At 70.1% G+C, this 15,074-nt stretch carries 15 protein-coding genes and 2 pseudogenes; 6 read left to right on the forward strand and 11 right to left on the reverse strand.

The annotated features are described in order from the left end of the window. Positions 1 to 229 precede the first annotated feature (229 nt). Both cimA and lplAB read left to right on the forward strand, forming a co-directional pair. The gene (cimA, locus tag QUE44_RS01250) at positions 230 to 1,828 is read left to right on the forward strand and encodes a citramalate synthase (protein ID WP_286215446.1); all 1,599 of its coding nucleotides are present in this window, start codon (positions 230 to 232) and stop codon (positions 1,826 to 1,828) included. Between the two features lie 96 nt (positions 1,829 to 1,924). After that, positions 1,925 to 2,977 carry a lipoate-protein ligase LplAB gene (gene lplAB, locus QUE44_RS01255; protein ID WP_286215447.1) on the forward strand — a complete coding sequence of 351 codons (1,053 nt, stop codon included), beginning with the start codon at positions 1,925 to 1,927 and terminating at the stop codon, positions 2,975 to 2,977. A gap of 11 nt (positions 2,978 to 2,988) precedes the next feature. Here the strand turns inward: lplAB and QUE44_RS01260 are convergent, their stop codons facing one another. The 3 genes from QUE44_RS01260 to QUE44_RS01270 all read right to left on the reverse strand — a co-directional run bounded on the left by QUE44_RS01260 (position 2,989) and on the right by QUE44_RS01270 (position 5,499). Further along, on the reverse strand, positions 2,989 to 3,708 hold the full coding sequence (locus QUE44_RS01260; RefSeq protein ID WP_286215448.1) for a VIT1/CCC1 transporter family protein: 720 nt from the start codon (positions 3,706 to 3,708) through the stop codon (positions 2,989 to 2,991). Positions 3,709 to 3,760: 52 nt separating this feature from the next. After that, complete coding sequence (locus QUE44_RS01265; RefSeq protein ID WP_286215449.1) at positions 3,761 to 4,114, reverse strand: YciI family protein; 354 nt, start codon at positions 4,112 to 4,114, stop codon at positions 3,761 to 3,763. Positions 4,115 to 4,224: 110 nt separating this feature from the next. Further along, a complete protein-coding gene (locus tag QUE44_RS01270) occupies positions 4,225 to 5,499 on the reverse strand; it encodes a cation:proton antiporter (protein ID WP_286215450.1) in 1,275 nt (424 codons plus the stop codon). A gap of 125 nt (positions 5,500 to 5,624) precedes the next feature. On the opposite strand from QUE44_RS01270, the pseudogene QUE44_RS01275 reads away from it, so the two are divergent. After that, positions 5,625 to 6,925: pseudogene (locus tag QUE44_RS01275) on the forward strand (ISL3 family transposase). Positions 6,926 to 6,963: 38 nt separating this feature from the next. Here the strand turns inward: QUE44_RS01275 and QUE44_RS01280 are convergent. Together QUE44_RS01280 and ybaK are read right to left on the reverse strand one after the other, a co-directional pair. Continuing rightward, the gene (locus QUE44_RS01280) at positions 6,964 to 7,698 is read right to left on the reverse strand and encodes a YggS family pyridoxal phosphate-dependent enzyme (RefSeq protein WP_286215451.1); all 735 of its coding nucleotides are present in this window, start codon (positions 7,696 to 7,698) and stop codon (positions 6,964 to 6,966) included. Beyond that, a pseudogene (gene ybaK, locus QUE44_RS01285) lies at positions 7,698 to 8,197 on the reverse strand (Cys-tRNA(Pro) deacylase). The gene QUE44_RS01280 and the pseudogene ybaK overlap by 1 nt, the downstream one beginning before the upstream one ends. Before the next feature lie 135 nt (positions 8,198 to 8,332). On the opposite strand from ybaK, the gene rnhA reads away from it, so the two are divergent. Together rnhA and QUE44_RS01295 are read left to right on the forward strand one after the other, a co-directional pair. Then, positions 8,333 to 8,695 (forward strand): ribonuclease HI, encoded by a 363-nt coding sequence (gene rnhA, locus QUE44_RS01290; RefSeq protein WP_433997175.1) that lies wholly within the window; start codon positions 8,333 to 8,335, stop codon positions 8,693 to 8,695. Between the two features lie 88 nt (positions 8,696 to 8,783). Then, positions 8,784 to 9,359 (forward strand): hypothetical protein, encoded by a 576-nt coding sequence (locus tag QUE44_RS01295; RefSeq protein WP_286215452.1) that lies wholly within the window; start codon positions 8,784 to 8,786, stop codon positions 9,357 to 9,359. Positions 9,360 to 9,503: 144 nt separating this feature from the next. Here QUE44_RS01295 and QUE44_RS01300 read toward each other — a convergent pair whose 3' ends face one another. Then, positions 9,504 to 10,244, reverse strand: a complete 741-nt coding sequence (locus QUE44_RS01300) for a glycoside hydrolase family 16 protein (protein WP_286215453.1) — start codon at positions 10,242 to 10,244, stop codon at positions 9,504 to 9,506. Positions 10,245 to 10,268: 24 nt separating this feature from the next. Continuing rightward, positions 10,269 to 11,003 carry an NYN domain-containing protein gene (locus tag QUE44_RS01305; protein ID WP_286215454.1) on the reverse strand — a complete coding sequence of 245 codons (735 nt, stop codon included), beginning with the start codon at positions 11,001 to 11,003 and terminating at the stop codon, positions 10,269 to 10,271. Between the two features lie 222 nt (positions 11,004 to 11,225). Here QUE44_RS01305 and QUE44_RS01310 point away from each other — a divergent pair, with 222 nt between their 5' ends. Further along, a complete protein-coding gene (locus QUE44_RS01310; RefSeq protein ID WP_286215455.1) occupies positions 11,226 to 11,645 on the forward strand; it encodes a DoxX family protein in 420 nt (139 codons plus the stop codon). Positions 11,646 to 11,717: 72 nt separating this feature from the next. Here the strand turns inward: QUE44_RS01310 and QUE44_RS13830 are convergent, their stop codons facing one another. The 4 genes from QUE44_RS13830 to QUE44_RS01330 all read right to left on the reverse strand — a co-directional run bounded on the left by QUE44_RS13830 (position 11,718) and on the right by QUE44_RS01330 (position 15,039). After that, positions 11,718 to 12,131, reverse strand: coding sequence for a hypothetical protein (locus tag QUE44_RS13830; protein WP_350226861.1), 414 nt, complete (start codon positions 12,129 to 12,131; stop codon positions 11,718 to 11,720). A gap of 450 nt (positions 12,132 to 12,581) precedes the next feature. After that, positions 12,582 to 13,532: a prenyltransferase/squalene oxidase repeat-containing protein gene (locus QUE44_RS01320; RefSeq protein ID WP_286215456.1), complete on the reverse strand. Its 951-nt coding sequence runs from the start codon at positions 13,530 to 13,532 to the stop codon at positions 12,582 to 12,584. Continuing rightward, complete coding sequence (locus QUE44_RS01325; RefSeq protein WP_286215457.1) at positions 13,529 to 14,554, reverse strand: acyltransferase family protein; 1,026 nt, start codon at positions 14,552 to 14,554, stop codon at positions 13,529 to 13,531. The genes QUE44_RS01320 and QUE44_RS01325 overlap by 4 nt, the downstream gene beginning before the upstream one ends. Next, the gene (locus tag QUE44_RS01330; protein ID WP_286215458.1) at positions 14,551 to 15,039 is read right to left on the reverse strand and encodes a ClbS/DfsB family four-helix bundle protein; all 489 of its coding nucleotides are present in this window, start codon (positions 15,037 to 15,039) and stop codon (positions 14,551 to 14,553) included. Before QUE44_RS01330 ends, QUE44_RS01325 begins: the two co-directional genes overlap by 4 nt. Positions 15,040 to 15,074: the final 35 nt, after the last annotated feature.

A 15,074-nucleotide genomic window follows, 5' to 3' on the forward strand; every position in this document is an offset into this window, starting at 1 on the left:
GCCACTGCTTGTGCACGCACCACCGCTCGGGCACGCACCACCGCTCGGTCACGCACCACTGCGGCACAACGCGCGCGACCTGTGCCACAATGAACGCGATGCCTACCGCGATCATCATTCTGTAGCGCGTCGGGAGTACCCCGACGCGCAGCCTCCCGTACCCCTGGGAGGCTTTTTTGTTGGGGCGGCGCAGTCGCCGCGTCACCATGCCGGACACGAGGAGCACACCATGGCGGATCTCACGGTCGAGATCTACGACACGACCCTGCGCGACGGCGCGCAGCAAGAGGGCATGAACCTCTCGGTCGCCGACAAGATGGCGATCGCGCCGCTGCTCGACGAGCTCGGCGTGGGAGTGATCGAGGGTGGCTGGCCCGGCGCGGTGCCCAAGGACACCGAGTTCTTCGGGCTGGTCGCCAAGGAGCTGAGCTTCCGGCACGCGCAGTTCGCGGCGTTCGGGATGACGCGGCGCGCCGGCAGCACGGCGGCATCTGACCCGCAGGTGCGCGCGCTGCTCGACTCCGAGGCCCCCATCATCACGCTGGTCGCAAAGACCGACATCCGCCACGCGGAGCGAGCCCTGCGCGTCAGCGGCGAGGAGAACCTCGCGATGATCGAGGAGACCGTCGCGTTCCTCGTGGGCGAGGGTCGCCGCGTCGTGCTCGATGCAGAGCACTTCTTCGATGGCTTCGTCTACGACCCCGAGTACGCGATCAGGGCGCTGCTTGCGGGAGAGCACGCCGGGGCATCGTCGCTGGTGTTGTGCGACACGAACGGCGGGATGCTCCCCGACGACGTCACGCGGATCGTCACGGCGGTCCGCGCGCGCACCACTGCGCAGCTGGGCATGCACGCGCACAACGACTCCGGCTGCGCCGTCGCGAACTCGATGGCAGCGGTTGCCGCGGGCGTCACGCACGTCCAGGGCTGCGTCAACGGCTACGGCGAGCGCACGGGCAACGCGGACCTGATCGCGGTCGCGGCCAACCTCGAGATCAAGCGTGGGGTGTCCGCGCTCAAGGGCGACGGACTGAGCGACGCGACGCGCATCTCGCACGCGATCTCCGAGATCACCAATATCGCGCCCTTCGCGCGGCAGCCGTACGTCGGGGCATCGGCCTTCGCTCACAAGGCGGGCCTTCACGCGAGCGCGATCAAGGTCGATCCCGACCTCTACCAGCACACCCAGCCCGAGCTCGTGGGCAACGACATGCGCATGCTGGTGTCCGAGATGGCGGGGCGTGCCTCGATCGAGCTCAAGGGCAAGGAGCTCGGAATCGACCTGGAGGGCCAGCCCGAGGTCCTCAAGCGCGTCATGGAGCGCGTCAAGAATGCCGAGGCCATGGGCTACACGTTCGACGCGGCCGATGCCTCGTTCGAGCTACTGCTGCGCGGTGAGATGGGTCAGTCGCCTCGGTACTGGGACGTCGAGACGTGGCGCGTGCTCGTGTCCTCGGCACCGGGAAACCCCAACGAGGCCGACGCCGAGGCGATCGTCAAGCTGCGTGCGGGCGGGCGCCGCTACGTCACGGTCGGTGAGGGCAACGGCCCGGTCAACGCGATCGACCACGGCCTGCGTGCCGCGCTGGTGGCCGCGTACCCCGAGATCGACCGCTTCGACCTCACCGACTTCAAGGTGCGCATCATGGACGCCGCACACGGCACGGACGCGGTCACGCGCGTGCTGATCACCACGGTCGACACCGTGACCGGCGCCCAGTGGCGCACGGTCGGCGTGGGCCCCAACGTCATCGAGGCCTCGTGGGAGGCCCTCACCGACGCGCTGCTCTACGGCCTCCTGAAGGCCGAGGTGACCCCGGCGGTGTAGCCGCCCGCCGCACCTGCGACCGGCATCGTCCCCAGGAGGGACGATGCCGGGGTCACCGTGGTCCTCGCGCCCGCCGGGGCGGGGAGGATAGGTGGCATGCACGGTGAGTACAAGGTTCCTGGCGGCAAGCTCGTGGTCGCGGATGTCGAGCTCGATCACACGGGCGAGACGCTCGACACGGTGGTGATCTCGGGGGACTTCTTCCTCGAGCCCGCGGAGGCGATCGGCGACATCTCGCGGGCGCTCGCGGGGCTGTCCGCGCATGCGACCGTGTCGCAGATGACCGCCGCCGTCACGCGTGCGGCGAGCGGCGCGCAGTTCATCGGCTTCAGCCCGGAGGCGGTCGCGATCGCGGTGCGTCGCGCGCTCGGGCACGCGACCAGCTGGCACGACCACACGTTCGAGACCATTCACGACTCCCCGCGTGACCCGCACCTGCAGATGGCGATCGACGACGTCCTGGCGCGCGAGGTCGCGGCGGGCACGCGCGGACCTACGCTGCGCATCTGGGAGTGGGAGCGCAACGCGGTGGTGATCGGGTCCTTCCAGTCGCTGCGCAACGAGGTCGATGCCGAGGGTGCCGCGCGCCATGACGTCACCGTGGTGCGGCGCGTGTCCGGCGGCGGCGCGATGTTCATCCAGCCGGGCAACACCATCACGTACTCGCTCTACGTGCCCACGTCGCTGGTCGAGGGGCTGAGCTTCGAGCAGTCCTACGCGTTCCTCGACGACTGGGTGCTCGGCGCGCTGAGGTCGGTGGGTATCGAGGCGACCTACGTTCCGCTCAACGACATCGCGTCTCCCGCGGGGAAGATCGCGGGCGCGGCGCAGAAGCGCTACTCCGCGGGCGCCGTGCTCCACCACGTGACCATGGCCTACGACATCGACGCCGACGCGATGCTCGAGGTGCTCAGGATCGGCCGCGAGAAGCTGTCGGACAAGGGCACCAAGAGCGCGAACAAGAGGGTCGACCCCTTGCGCAGCCAGACCGGCATGTCGCGCGCGGACATTATCGAGGCATTCCTCGACCACTTCGCGTCGCGGTACGCGACGGTGCCCGGCGCCGTCCGGGAGCACGAACTCGCCGCGGCCCACCGCGCCGTCGAGGACCGTTTCGCGACTGACTCGTGGCTGAGGATCGTCCCGTAGGGCCTCACACGCTAGACGTGGACGCCCACGAACGAGCCGATGCCCCACGTGATCGCCATCGCGAGCGAGCCTCCCAGCACGTTGCGCAGCACCGCGCGTGCGCGGGGCGCGTGTCCCAGGCGGGCGGAGACGAGTCCCGAGATCGCGAGCGCCACCGCGACCACACCGAAGGTCAGCGGCACCTTGAGGCTGTCGGGCGCGAGCACGGCCGTCAGCAGCGGGAACATGCCGCCCAGCGTGAAGGCGATGAGTGAGGCGAACGCGGCGTGCCAGGGGTTGATGAGCGCCTCGGGGTCGATGCCCAGGTGAGCGCGGGCGTGGGCCGCGAGCGGGTCGAAGGCCGTCTGCTCGATAGCGGCGCGCCGCGCCGTCTCCTCCGACATCCCGGTCTCCATGTGGAGCTGGGCGAGCTGGTCGAGCTCCCAGTCAGGCCGGTGCTCGTGCCACTGGCGCTCGCGGTCGAGCTGGGCCTGCTCCGCGTCGCGCTGACTCGAGACGGACACGTACTCGCCCACGCCCATCGAGAGAGCTCCGGCCGCGATGCCGGCGATCGCGGCGGTGAGGATGATTGCGGGGCTGGGATTGGCGGCGACCACGCCCACGAGGAGTGCGGCGATCGAGACGATGCCGTCGTTGGCTCCCAGCACGCCGGCGCGCAGCGCGTTGAGGCGGCGCGAGACGCGGTCCTCGTCGGGAAACAACGAGGTGTGGTGCGGCTGGGTGTTGGTCACGCCTTCCAGGGTAGGCAGGCGCCGCCGCGCCCGCCAGCAAGCGAAACCTTGCCTAACTTTCCTTCTCGGGAGCGCATGCGCGCACCTCGACGGGAAGGCGCAGCGCTCGGCTGGCACGCTCCGCCCAGATGATGGCGTCGCCCATCGAGCGCGCGTGGATGAGCCAGAAGCCGCCTTGGTGCTCGGCGGTCGCCAGGTAGGGGCCGTCGGTGGTCTCCGCGCCGTCGGGGAGTGCGGTCACCACGCGTGCCTGGGGAGCGGGCTCGAATCCCGCCGCGGTAACCCATGCGCCGGCGTCGCGAAGGTCGTCGTTGAGTGCGTCGACCTCCGCCATGATCTGGTCCAGATCAGGCGGGACCTCGCCCGAGCCCTGCTCGTAGTACATGGCCAGGTGAAACAGCGGCATGGTGGACCTCCTCGTCGAGACCCCTCAGCTCGCGCCCGACCGGCACTCCTCATGAAGTGTCGCAAGCATCCGAGGCAAACGCCAACCGTGCGTCGTCTCGGCCGCACCCGTCAGGCGGGTGCGGGCTCCTCGGGGAGCCGCCCATGGCGTCGGTCGAGGGATCTCATCGCGGGGGTGGCCGTGATGCCGTGGAGGATCACGGAACCCAGCACCGCGAGCAGCGTTACCGCCCACAGCCGGTCGCCGCCGGGGAAGTTGGCCTCCTGGAGGGCGAAGGCCAGATAGAACAGCGACCCGACCCCGCGCACGCCGAAGAACGCGATGACCATGCGTTCGCGGCGGCGCGTCACGCCTCCCGCGAGCCCGATCCATCCCGCGAGCGGTCGCACCACCAGTAGGACGGCCGCCACGAAGACGATGTCGATCAGGCCGATCCCCTCGAGTGCACCCCTGCTCACCGCTCCGCCCACGAGCACCAGCACCGCGACGGTGAGGAGGCGCTCGATTTGCTCGACGAACCCGTGCAGGACGCGGACGTAGTCATGGTGTCGGGCGTTCGAGCGCAGCACGAGCGCCGCGACGAACACGGCGATGAAGCCGTACCCGTGCACGAGCTCGGTGAGCCCGTACGTGAGGAAGGTCGCGGCCAGCGCGATGAAGCCGTGCGCGCCATCCGTGATCCGGCGCCGCTCCGATGCCGTCGAGAAGAGCATCCTTCCCAGCAGCCAGCCGCAGGCCGCGCCCATGCCGACTCCAGCCGCGATGCGCCACACGAGGTCGACCGCGAGCCAGTGCCCCAGCCAGCCCGACGGCGCGATACCCGCGATCGCGATGCCGACCGCAGCCCACGTGAACAGGAACGCGAGGCCGTCATTGAGCCCAGCCTCCGAGGTGAGGGCGAAGCGGACCTCGTCGTCGTCGTGTTCGGGATCCTGTGCGGGCTTGCTCACCTGCACCTCCGAGGCCAGCACGGGGTCGGTGGGAGCCAGGACGGCCGCGATCAGCACGGCGGCAGCGACGCCCAGCCCGAGCATCGTCCATCCGAGCAGCCCCACCGCGATCATGCTGAGCGGCATCGTGATGCCCAGCAGCCTCCACGTGCTCGACCACCGCCGCCACCCGAGCGGCCGGTTGAGCGCGAGCCCGGCACCCATGAGGGAGATGATGACGCACAGTTCGGTGAGGTGAACAGCGACCTCGGGGTGAGCGAGGGGATCGGGATCGGGCAGGTCGGGGATGAGCGCGAAGACCACGATGCCGGCGGCGACGAAGAGCATCGGCATGGACAGGGGTGCCGCGCGCAGCAGGCGCGGCAACAGGGCCGCCAGCAGAGTGGCGACGCCGACGGCAAGGTACGTGAGCGGCACCGGGTCGAGCTCGATCATGGATGCCACGTTATCCGGCTCTTCGCAAATGAGGGTGTAGTGCGTGCTGCGGTGAGTGGTCGGGGGTAGGGGTCGAGGTCCCCCAGGATGGAAGTTCTCACACTCACCGTCCGGAAGACCTCGACTTGTCTCACGCTACCTTCGGCGCGCCCGATCTCACGACCTTCTGCAACCTCGATGCTCTTGGCCTGATCGTCACCGGCCAACATCTCGCCCCCGATCGGGCTGTCCTCGAGTGCCGCGCCGCCACGGTTGACGACCTGTGTCATGGCTGCGGTGGGCGAGGTGTGTCGCGCGGCACGATCACGCGCCGACTCGCGCACGAGCCCTTCGGCGGACGGCCCACGACCCTGTTGATCCGGGTACGCCGCTACAGGTGCAGCCCGTGCGGCCGTTTCTGGACAGACGATCTCCGTGCGGCCGCCGATCCGCGGGCGAAGGTCTCCCGCGGCGGCCTGGCCTGGGCGCTCAGGGCGCTCGTCGTGGACCACCTGAGCATCTCTCGTATCGCGGCGGGACTGGGGGTCGCGTGGCACACCGCGAACGACGCGGTCCTGACCGAAGGGCACCGCCAGCTGATCAACGACCCCACCCGGTTCCACGGTGTCGCGGTGATCGGTGTCGACGAGCACGTATGGCGACACACCCGCTACGGTGGCAACTACGTGACGGTCATCATCGACCTCACCCCGGTACGCGACGGCGTCGGTCCGGCCCGGCTGCTCGACATGATCCCTGGCAGGTCGAAGGTCACCTTCCAGATGTGGCTGGCCGAACGTCCTCGATGCTGGAGGAGCGGATCGAGTCGATCGCCATGGACGGCTTCAGCGGGTTCAAGACCGCGGCCGCCGAGGAACTGCCCACCGCGACCGCCGTGATGGACCCGTTCCACGTCGTCAAGCTCGCCGGCGACGCCCTCGACCAATGCCGTCGCCGCATCCAGCAAGCCATCCACGGCCACCGGGGACGTGCCGGAGACCCGCTGTACATGTCCCGTCGGATCCTGCACACCGGACTGGAGTACCTCACCGACCGCCAGTGGGCACGCCTGGAGACCTTGTTCAACACCGACGCCCACACCGAGGTCGAGATCACCTGGGCCGCCTACCAGCGCCTCATCACCAACTACCGCAACCCCGACCGCGCCGCCGCCCGCGCCGACCTCGCCCACCTGATCGAGTCCCTGCGCACCGGCGTCCCCGCCGCGCTGATCGAGCTACGCCGCCTCGGGCGGACCCTCAACAATCGCACCTGCGACATCCTCGCCTACTTCGACCGACCCGGCACATCCAACGGCCCGACAGAAGCGATCAACGGCCGACTCGAACACCTCCGCGGCTCGGCCCTGGGGTTCCGGAACCTGACGCACTACATCGCCAGGTCGCTACTCGAGACTGGCGGCTTCAGGCCACTACTACACCCTTGAATGCGAAGAGCCCGTTATCCGCACGGCCCAGTGTGCGGTTAGGCCGCGGTGCGTGACCCCATCACCGCGGTGCCCACGCGCACCATGGTCGCGCCCTCGGCGACCGCCCACTCGAGGTCCTGCGACATGCCCATCGACAGCTCCCACGCCTGCGCGAGGGGGAGCGTGCCCCGCTCGGAGCGGATGAGCGCCTGGTCGCGAATCTCCCTGAGCCGCGCGTAGCCCTCGCGTACCGCGTTCTCGTCTCGAGAGTTCAGGCCGATCGTCATGAAGCCGGTGACCGTCAGTGCGGGCAGCGAGGCGATCATCGACGCGACCGCGAGGGCCTCGTCCGGCTCGACGCCGGCCTTGGATTCCTCTCCCGACACGTTGACCTGCAGCATGACCTCCATGGTGCGTCCGGCATCGACGCACAGGCGCGAGATGCGCTCGGCGAGACGCGCCGAGTCGACCGTCTGGATGCACTGCGCCCACTCGACGGCGGTGGCGACCTTGTTGCGCTGGAGCTGTCCGATCACGTGGATGCGCGCGCCCGCGGCGGTCAGTTCGGCGCCCTTGGCGTCGAGTTCCTGCATCCTGCTTTCGCCCACAAGGACCCCGCCGGCGCGGACCACCGCTACCGCGGCATCGGCGTCCCACGTCTTGGTCGCCACCAGGACGCGCACACCGGAACCGGCCCGGCCGCTCGCGGCCTCCGCGACATGCACGCGGGCCTTCACGGCGGCGAGAGCCCCCGCGTAGTCCCAACCGGCCGGCGTGGGGGAGAGGTCCATCAGGAGTCCTTCGCGATCGGGGCGAGCACGGCGGAGGTGCACGCGATGAGGTCGGCGGGGGCCAGGCCGATATCGAGGCCGCGTCGGCCACCGCTGACATAGACCGTGTCCCACAGTTCGACGGTCTCGTCGATGGCGGTGGGCAGTGCGCGCCGCTGACCCAGCGGCGAGATTCCTCCCACGACGTAGCCGGTGGCGCGCTCGGCGTCGGCGGGGGTGCCATCTCCGCGCGCTTGCCGCCCAGCGCGTGCGCGAGCGCCTTGAGGTCGAGCATCCCGCTCACGGGCACGACCCCCACGGACAGCGTGCCGTCGACGTATGCGCACAGGGTCTTGTACATCTGGTCGGGGTCCACGCCCAGCGCCGCGGCGGCCTCGAGGCCGTAGCCGAGTTCGGAGGCGGGGTCGTGCTCATAGGGGTGCAGCGTGTGGACGATGCCTGCCTCGACCAGGGCGTGGACTGCGGGCGTCGCTCCGCCGGCGACGTGCTTGCGGGACATGGAGACATTGTGGCCGATGCCATGGGTGAGGAGGGGCTACCGTGTCCGGGTGGAAGACGCGACCGTGACCGACGTGCACATGTGGACCGATGGCGCCTGCAAGGGAAATCCCGGCCCGGGCGGCTGGGGGTGTGGATGAAGGCGGGCGGCCACGAGCGCGAGCTCTTCGGCGGCGAGCTGGTCACCACGAACAACCGAATGGAGCTCACCGCGGTCATCGAGGGCCTCAAGGCCCTCAACCGGCCGTGCACCGTGACCCTGCACGTCGACTCGCAGTACGTGAAGAACGGCGCGCAGTCGTGGATGAAGGGCTGGAAGCGCAACGGGTGGAAGACCGCTGACAAGAAGCCGGTCAAGAACGTCGAGCTGTGGCAGGCGCTCGACGAGCAGCTCCAGCGCCACCAGATCACGTGGGTCTGGGTCAAGGGACACGCGGGCGACCCCGGCAACGAGAGGGCCGATGAACTCGCCAACAAGGGAGTGCTCTCGGCGCGGTAGGTGCGAGAGGCGCCGTGCGCCGCTACGTTGCCGTGTGCGCGTCGGTGGGCGCGCATAGCCTGGATCGGGACGCGAGAAGGGCGGGCCGATGCTCCAGGCGTGGGGAGACGAGTCTGGCTCGGTGGCGTCGCGAGATCCGGGCACGTATCTCCTCGGCGCTGTCATCGTTGCCGTGGACCGCCTCGACGACCTGCGGGCGGCCATGCGCGCTGTCCCTCGCAGGGGCGGCAGCAAGCTCCATTGGAGTTCCGACGACGATGCTGGCCACCGCCGTACCCTCATGGCCGCGCTCGAGGAGGACCTGGAGGCCTTCGTTGTCGTGCGCGCCGGAAGCGTCATGGAACGGAACGAGAGGCGCAGGCGCAAGTGCATGGAGACGTTTGCTCCGGCTCTCGAGAGTGTTGGCTGCGCGACACTCACGATGGAGTCGCGCGGACCCTCCGACGACCATCGCGATCGCTTGTGCTTCGATGCGATGCGGGCAGGCCGCGTGTTGAGCGCCGGTGGCCTGCGCATCGAGCACGTGCCCGGGCCGGCAGAGCCCGCTCTCTGGCTCGCCGATGCCGTGTGCGGCGCCGTGGTCGCGTATCGGCTCGGCGATGACCGCTGGATTCGACTCATCGACAAACGGGCAACAATCGAACTCATCGGCGGCGCGACGTAGAACGGCAGCGAGCCCCAGGCCCTGTCTTCGGCAGGAACTCCTGAGGCTCACTTCCCACACCACCGCAATGGTGAGGCTGGTCACCCAGTTTACGGGTGTTCCTCTACGACGTCCACACCTCGCGAGAGGGCCAGGAATGACGTCCTAGCGGTACATGCGCAGTCGCACCTCGTGGGCGACAGCTGTCTTGGGATAGGACTCTGCCTCGCGGCCCGCGCCCTGCTCCGGGAACTCCCAGAGGTCCAGCATGAGCTGGAGCGGATAGTCGAGCACCTGATCGGTCGCGAAGATGACGGTGCCGTCCACGCTCACCTCGCATCCGTGCGCTCCCCAGCGCGCGCCATACACATGCGGCGCCCTCGCGTCGATCGCCAGTTCCACGTCGCGGACGTCGGACGCGAGGCGGGGGTCGTGGTGCGCCTTGATGCCCGTGCGCACGGTCGACAGAGGCGCGCCCACCGCGCTGCCGAAGAGTTCGGCCACGCAGATCTCGCCCGAGTCTCGTGGCCCTGCGGACTCGTCCCCGAGCAGCCAGATGCCGAGCATGCACGCGGGATCGGCGCTTGCGCTCGCGACGACCTCGAGTGCTCCCTCTCGCGGCGCCCACAGCGTGCGAGGCGGCCGCGGCGACACGACGGTGAGGTGGCTGCCTACGCGATGCTGGCCGTCGCGATGGCCGGTCTGGACGTGCGAGACCCGGAACGGCCCGTCGGCCGGTCGCCAGGCGGGCTGGTCGCGCTCGATGCGCAACTCGAGGCCCTCGTCCGTGAGGCGGTACCGCGCTTCCGAACGGTCGGGCGTGGTCCAGTGCGGGAGGTAGTGCGGAATCCACAGGTCCGGATCGAGGTCCGGCCGGTCGAAGCGGTCGACGATGTCCCAGGTCATGCGCTCGTCAACGCCGCACAGGCCCTACTTGTGCCTGACGTGTGCGCTGGGGTTCTTTCCCTCGCCGGCGCTGCGCGACTTCACCTCGTAGTCGCGGTGCGCCTGCATGAGGTCCTTGAGCTTTCCGTAGCCCCACGTCCTGGAGTCGAAGTCCGGCGCGAGCTTGGAGAGGTTGCTGCCGACCGTGCCCAGGTTGGCCCAGCCGTCGTCACCTGCGGCGACGTCGACGGCCTCAGCGAGGAGGCGGTCGAGGGTCTTGTCGGGCTTGAGCGCGGGCTTCGCCGCGGTCGTGGCGGCCTTCGCGGGTGCGACCGGCGGTGCGAGGTTCTCGACGTAGATGAAGGCGTCGCACGCCGCGACGAAGGGCTTGGGCGTCTTGCGCTCCCCAAAGCCGTACGCGGTCAGTCCTTGCTCGCGGATGCGGGCGGCCAGGCGCGTGAAGTCGCTGTCGCTTGACACCAGGCAGAACCCGTCGAGGTTGCCCGCGTGCAGGAGGTCCATCGCGTCGATGATGAGCGCGCTGTCCGTCGCGTTCTTGCCGGTGGTGTAGCTGAATTGCTGAATGGGCTGCACCGAGTGGGCGAGCAGTGCGTCCTTCCACTTGCCCAGTTGCGTGGAGGTCCAGTCGCCGTACGCGCGGCGCACGCTGGCCGTGCCGTACTTCGCGATCTCGACCAGGAGTCGCTCGAGGTGCTGTGCGCCCGCGTTGTCCGCGTCGATCAGCACCGCCAACCGCGCGCCCTCCGTCGACCGTGCCATGAATGCCCCCTCCGATGACCCGCATGGCCGGTCGGCCACGCATTCCATGCTCCCCCGACCAGGCGCGATGCGGGGGAGCACGCGCCGCGCGTGCCGGCGCTCAACCGCCGCGCGACGCGCCGTGCGACGGGCCGTGCCGACTTCCAGTTGACACGTCAATCATTCACGCCCTACGATTAGTTAATCCAACAACTATTCGTCATCAACTCTCGAAGGACCCTCATGGACATCGTCTTCCTCGTCGCCCGCATCCTGGTCGCGCTCATCTTCCTGCTCTCCGCGGTGGGCCACATCGTCGGCGCGAACGCCATGGCGCAGTACGCCTCGTACAAGGGTGCTCCCGGCGGCAAGTTCGGCGTGATCGCCTCGGGCGTCGCGATGGGCATCGGCGGCCTCATGATCCTGCTCGGCTTCTACGGCGAGATTGGCGCGCTCCTCATCGTCGCGACGCTCATCCCCGTGACCTTCTTCATGCACGCGTTCTGGAAGGAGACCGACGCTCAGGCCAAGCAGACCGAGCAGATCTCCTTCAACAAGAACCTGGGTCTCATCGGCGGCGCGCTCGCGCTGTTCTTGCTCTTCGCGAGCCAGGGCGCACAGGTGGGTCTCACGCTCACCGAGCCGCTCATCTCGATCGCGTAGCACCGCCCGTCGACAGGGGGATGGCCACCGGCCGTCCCCTGTTGCCGTGTCCGGGCCCGCGTGCCGGCCGCGTCAGGCGGCGTGCGCGCGCAGTGCCGTGATCGCGGCGAGGAGGCGCTCGCGGAGGAGTCCGCCGCGCTCCGCGAAGTCGCGCTGGTGGTCGGCGTACTCGCGTTTGCCCGTGGGCGTCTCGATCGTGATCGCGGCGAGCCCGAACCCGCTCACGTCGTACGGCGAGGCGCGCATGTCGACGCGTCGCACCTCGACCGCGAGCTCGAACGCGTCGAGCGCAAGCTCTGAGGGCACGGCTGGTGCGAGTCGCGCCGCCCACTTGTAGAGATCCATGGTCGCGTGCAGGCAGCCGGGCTGCTCGAACTCGACCTGGGTGTTGCGCGTGGGTTGCAGCAGGTTGAGCGGCACGGCCTCGGGCGTGAAGAAGCGGAACGCGTCGATGTGCGAACACGCGATGGGGTGGGACTCGACCACGGCATCGGTGCCCGCCTGGCCCAGCCGCAGGGGGAGGGGTGGCGCAGCTCCGCGCCCGCGCGGTACGCCATGGCCCACTCGTGCAGCCCGAAGCAGCCCAGCCGCGGCTGGCGTCCCGCCGTCGCCGTCAGCAGCCGCTCGATCCAGTCCACCGCGGCGCCTCGCGCCGCCATGAAGGCGGTCGCGTCCATCCTGGTGAGGCCGGCATCGGTCCGGTAGTACTTCCACGTCGCGTGGTCGGGGGCGTCCGCGAGGACGATGCCGGGGCCGGGATGCCAGCGCCGGAGCAGCGAGGGACGGGTCGAGTAGTAGTCGTAGAGGAAGTCCTCGATCGCGTGGGACTCGCCGCGCTCGGTGCGCTCGCGGTGACCGGCCGTGAGGGAGTCGGCGCGCGCGGCGTGCGCGGCCGCGAGGGGCTCCCACTCCGAGGAGGCAGCGACGGGGGCAGCGTTACGCATCGTCCCACCACCTCAGCACCCGCAGGGCGCGCAGCGTGATCCAGCGGCTCGGGCGCCCGTCACCGTCCTCCATGACGAAGGGCACGGCGCCGCGGTGGGTGTTCTCCAGGGGCCACGGGCCGGCCGCCGTGTGGCGAGATCGCACCAGCTCGATCGCCTCGCCGGCCCTGGGGTCGGGCTCCGCGCCCCAGTCGCGCAGGTGGTCGAGGGCACGCAGCACGTCGTAGTGCCAATAGGTCGGAAAGGACAGGCGCTGGTACGCGGGGTCGAGGATCTCGCCGGTCGAGCGGCGGCGCATGAGTCCGCGCGCGAGCAGGTACTCGTGGGCGGCGTCGATCGCCTCGGACGCGTCTAGCGGGAGCGCGCCCGCGTGGCGTCGCTGCGCCGCGAGAGCCTCGAGGGCAATCAGGGTCGAGGGGAAGCTCGAGCGGTTCGACACCTCGCGCGGCTCGCAGTTCCAGCCGCCGTCGCCGCGTCGGTCCGCGACCAGCCGCGCGGCGGGCGCGGTCATGTCCGCGCCGAAGTACGCGCCGGCGAGGATCGCTGTCGACAGCGTGCAGGCCTCGTCCTCGCCCTCGAGGAAGGGCCGGTCGCCCTCCTCCCAGCGCACCGCGTCGAAGGCGCACGAGGCCGCGCTCCGCACCGCCGTCGCGTCCGGGTCGACACCCATGTGCACCAGCAGCGTGAGCACGTGGGCGGTCGAGGTCCACGGTTGACCGTCGATGGGATCTCCACCAGGATCGCGGGAGCCCGCGGGGAACCACGCGCCGCCCGCCCACGAGCCGTCCGGCTGCTGCAGCGCGAGCAGTCGCTCTCCCCAGCCCTCGCGCGCGACGCGCGATCGCTCGGCCGCGACGTGGTCCGGATCCGCGTCGAGAAGGTCGCGCATCACCTGCCAGCGGATCGCGGGGTCGCCCTCCAGGAGCCAGTCGATCACGCTCACGCGATGCGCTCCCTCTCTGCCTGTTCGCGTGCCCGCACCGCGCGGTCGCCGGCGGCGTTCGAGGCGAGCGTGAGCACGCGCTCGAGCGGGCCCTGACCCAGCCACGTGCGCCATGCCCACGCGATCGCCAGGAGTGCGGTGCACAGCACCACGAGGGTGACGTTCGAGGGCTGGAACGCCGCCTCCGGTCCGATCGCGGCGATCACGAGCAGGTGGCCCACGTAGGCGGTGAGCGCCATCGAACCGAGCGCGGCCAGCGGCGCGAGGGCCGCGCGCGCGGCCGGCGCGACGGTCGCGAGCCAGCAGCATGCCCCGATGACGAGCACCGCGACGCCGGCGTTGTGCGCCATCTCGACGGGCGTGTACGAGTGCGGCTCGACGCTCGTCACCGGGCCCTCGCCCGCCACGGCGCGCACCAGCACCGCCGCACTCGCGACCGCGAGGCCGGCCCCCACCAGGAGCGCCTGCGTGCGCGCCTGCACGAGCGGCAGTCGGCCCACGACCACCCCGATCAGCACGTATCCGATCCACGACAGCGCCGGATAGTGCGTGCTCCACAGCCTCCCGAGCACGGGGAGGAACTCGGAGAACGTCTCCGCGAGGCGCGGCACGTACCACCAGCCGCCCGCGATGGCCCCGCCCGCGATCGCAAGCAGCGCCCACGACGGCGCTCGCAGGAGCGGCAGCGCGAGCAGCATCATAAGACCCAGATTCACGAGGATGATGTCGACCGGCGTGCCCAGCTCGGTCAGCAGCAGCCCCAGCACGACGAGAATCCCGGCGCGCGTCGCGATCCTCACCCGGGTACGAAAGGCGCCCCCGGCATCGTCTCCGCGCGCGAGCATGAGGGACATGGTGACCCCGGCGAGCACCGCGAACAGCGCGGAGGAGCGACCGTGGGTCGCGAACAGCCACGGCCAGCCCACGCCGTCGGTCGAGGCATCGTCGCCCACGTGAGCCGCGACCATGCCCAGGATCGCGAGTCCGCGCGCGACGTCGAGGCCCGCGATTCGGGACGTCACGGAGTCGGCACCCCGGCATCGTCGAGGACGCGCTCCGCCCACGCGTAGTGGGCGCCCAGGCACTCGTGCGCCACGCTGCCCAGCGACGCGTCGCCCAGCCACGCCAGGGCGCCGGGGGATCCGAGCGTGGCGTCGTCGAGCTCGCGCACCAGGGCGATCATCCGGTGGTGGGAGGTGACGAGGAGCGCGCGAATCTCCTCGTAGGTGCGGTCGTGGTGAGCACGGTGGAGGGCGTCGTTGAGGTCGCCCAGCGTGTGCCACGAGTAGCCCTCGGCGGGGAAGGCGGGCACCGCTCCGGAACGATGCTGGGTCACCCAGCCCTCGAAGAGGACGTGCCAGGCGTGGAGGTGGGCAAGGACGTCAGCGACGCGGCGACCCTGATACGCGTCGCCCAGGTCCGCGTCCCTGTGAGGATCGGTGCGGGCGAGCACGCGCGCCAGGCCGGACTCGGCCTGCGCGACGATCCGCTCGGCTTCCTGTCCCATGGCTCCCATCGTAGGGTCCTCGCTCCGCGTGTGCC

Source organism: Demequina sediminis (assembly GCF_030296675.1).
Lineage (GTDB): Bacteria > Actinomycetota > Actinomycetes > Actinomycetales > Demequinaceae > Demequina > Demequina sediminis.

What these genes read in the sequence shown, in the direction of transcription:
- cimA (WP_286215446.1), top strand. Translation starts at nt 230, where the DNA reads ATGGCGGATCTCACGGTCGAGATCTACGACACGACCCTGCGCGACGGC.
- QUE44_RS01265 (WP_286215449.1), bottom strand. Translation starts at nt 4,114, where the DNA reads ATGCCGCTGTTTCACCTGGCCATGTACTACGAGCAGGGCTCGGGCGAG.
- QUE44_RS01330 (WP_286215458.1), bottom strand. Translation starts at nt 15,039, where the DNA reads ATGGGACAGGAAGCCGAGCGGATCGTCGCGCAGGCCGAGTCCGGCCTG.
- rnhA (WP_433997175.1), top strand. Translation starts at nt 8,333, where the DNA reads ATGAAGGCGGGCGGCCACGAGCGCGAGCTCTTCGGCGGCGAGCTGGTC.
- QUE44_RS01270 (WP_286215450.1), bottom strand. Translation starts at nt 5,499, where the DNA reads ATGATCGAGCTCGACCCGGTGCCGCTCACGTACCTTGCCGTCGGCGTC.
- QUE44_RS01310 (WP_286215455.1), top strand. Translation starts at nt 11,226, where the DNA reads ATGGACATCGTCTTCCTCGTCGCCCGCATCCTGGTCGCGCTCATCTTC.
- lplAB (WP_286215447.1), top strand. Translation starts at nt 1,925, where the DNA reads ATGCACGGTGAGTACAAGGTTCCTGGCGGCAAGCTCGTGGTCGCGGAT.
- QUE44_RS01305 (WP_286215454.1), bottom strand. Translation starts at nt 11,003, where the DNA reads ATGGCACGGTCGACGGAGGGCGCGCGGTTGGCGGTGCTGATCGACGCG.
- QUE44_RS01280 (WP_286215451.1), bottom strand. Translation starts at nt 7,698, where the DNA reads ATGGACCTCTCCCCCACGCCGGCCGGTTGGGACTACGCGGGGGCTCTC.
- QUE44_RS01300 (WP_286215453.1), bottom strand. Translation starts at nt 10,244, where the DNA reads ATGACCTGGGACATCGTCGACCGCTTCGACCGGCCGGACCTCGATCCG.
- QUE44_RS01295 (WP_286215452.1), top strand. Translation starts at nt 8,784, where the DNA reads ATGCTCCAGGCGTGGGGAGACGAGTCTGGCTCGGTGGCGTCGCGAGAT.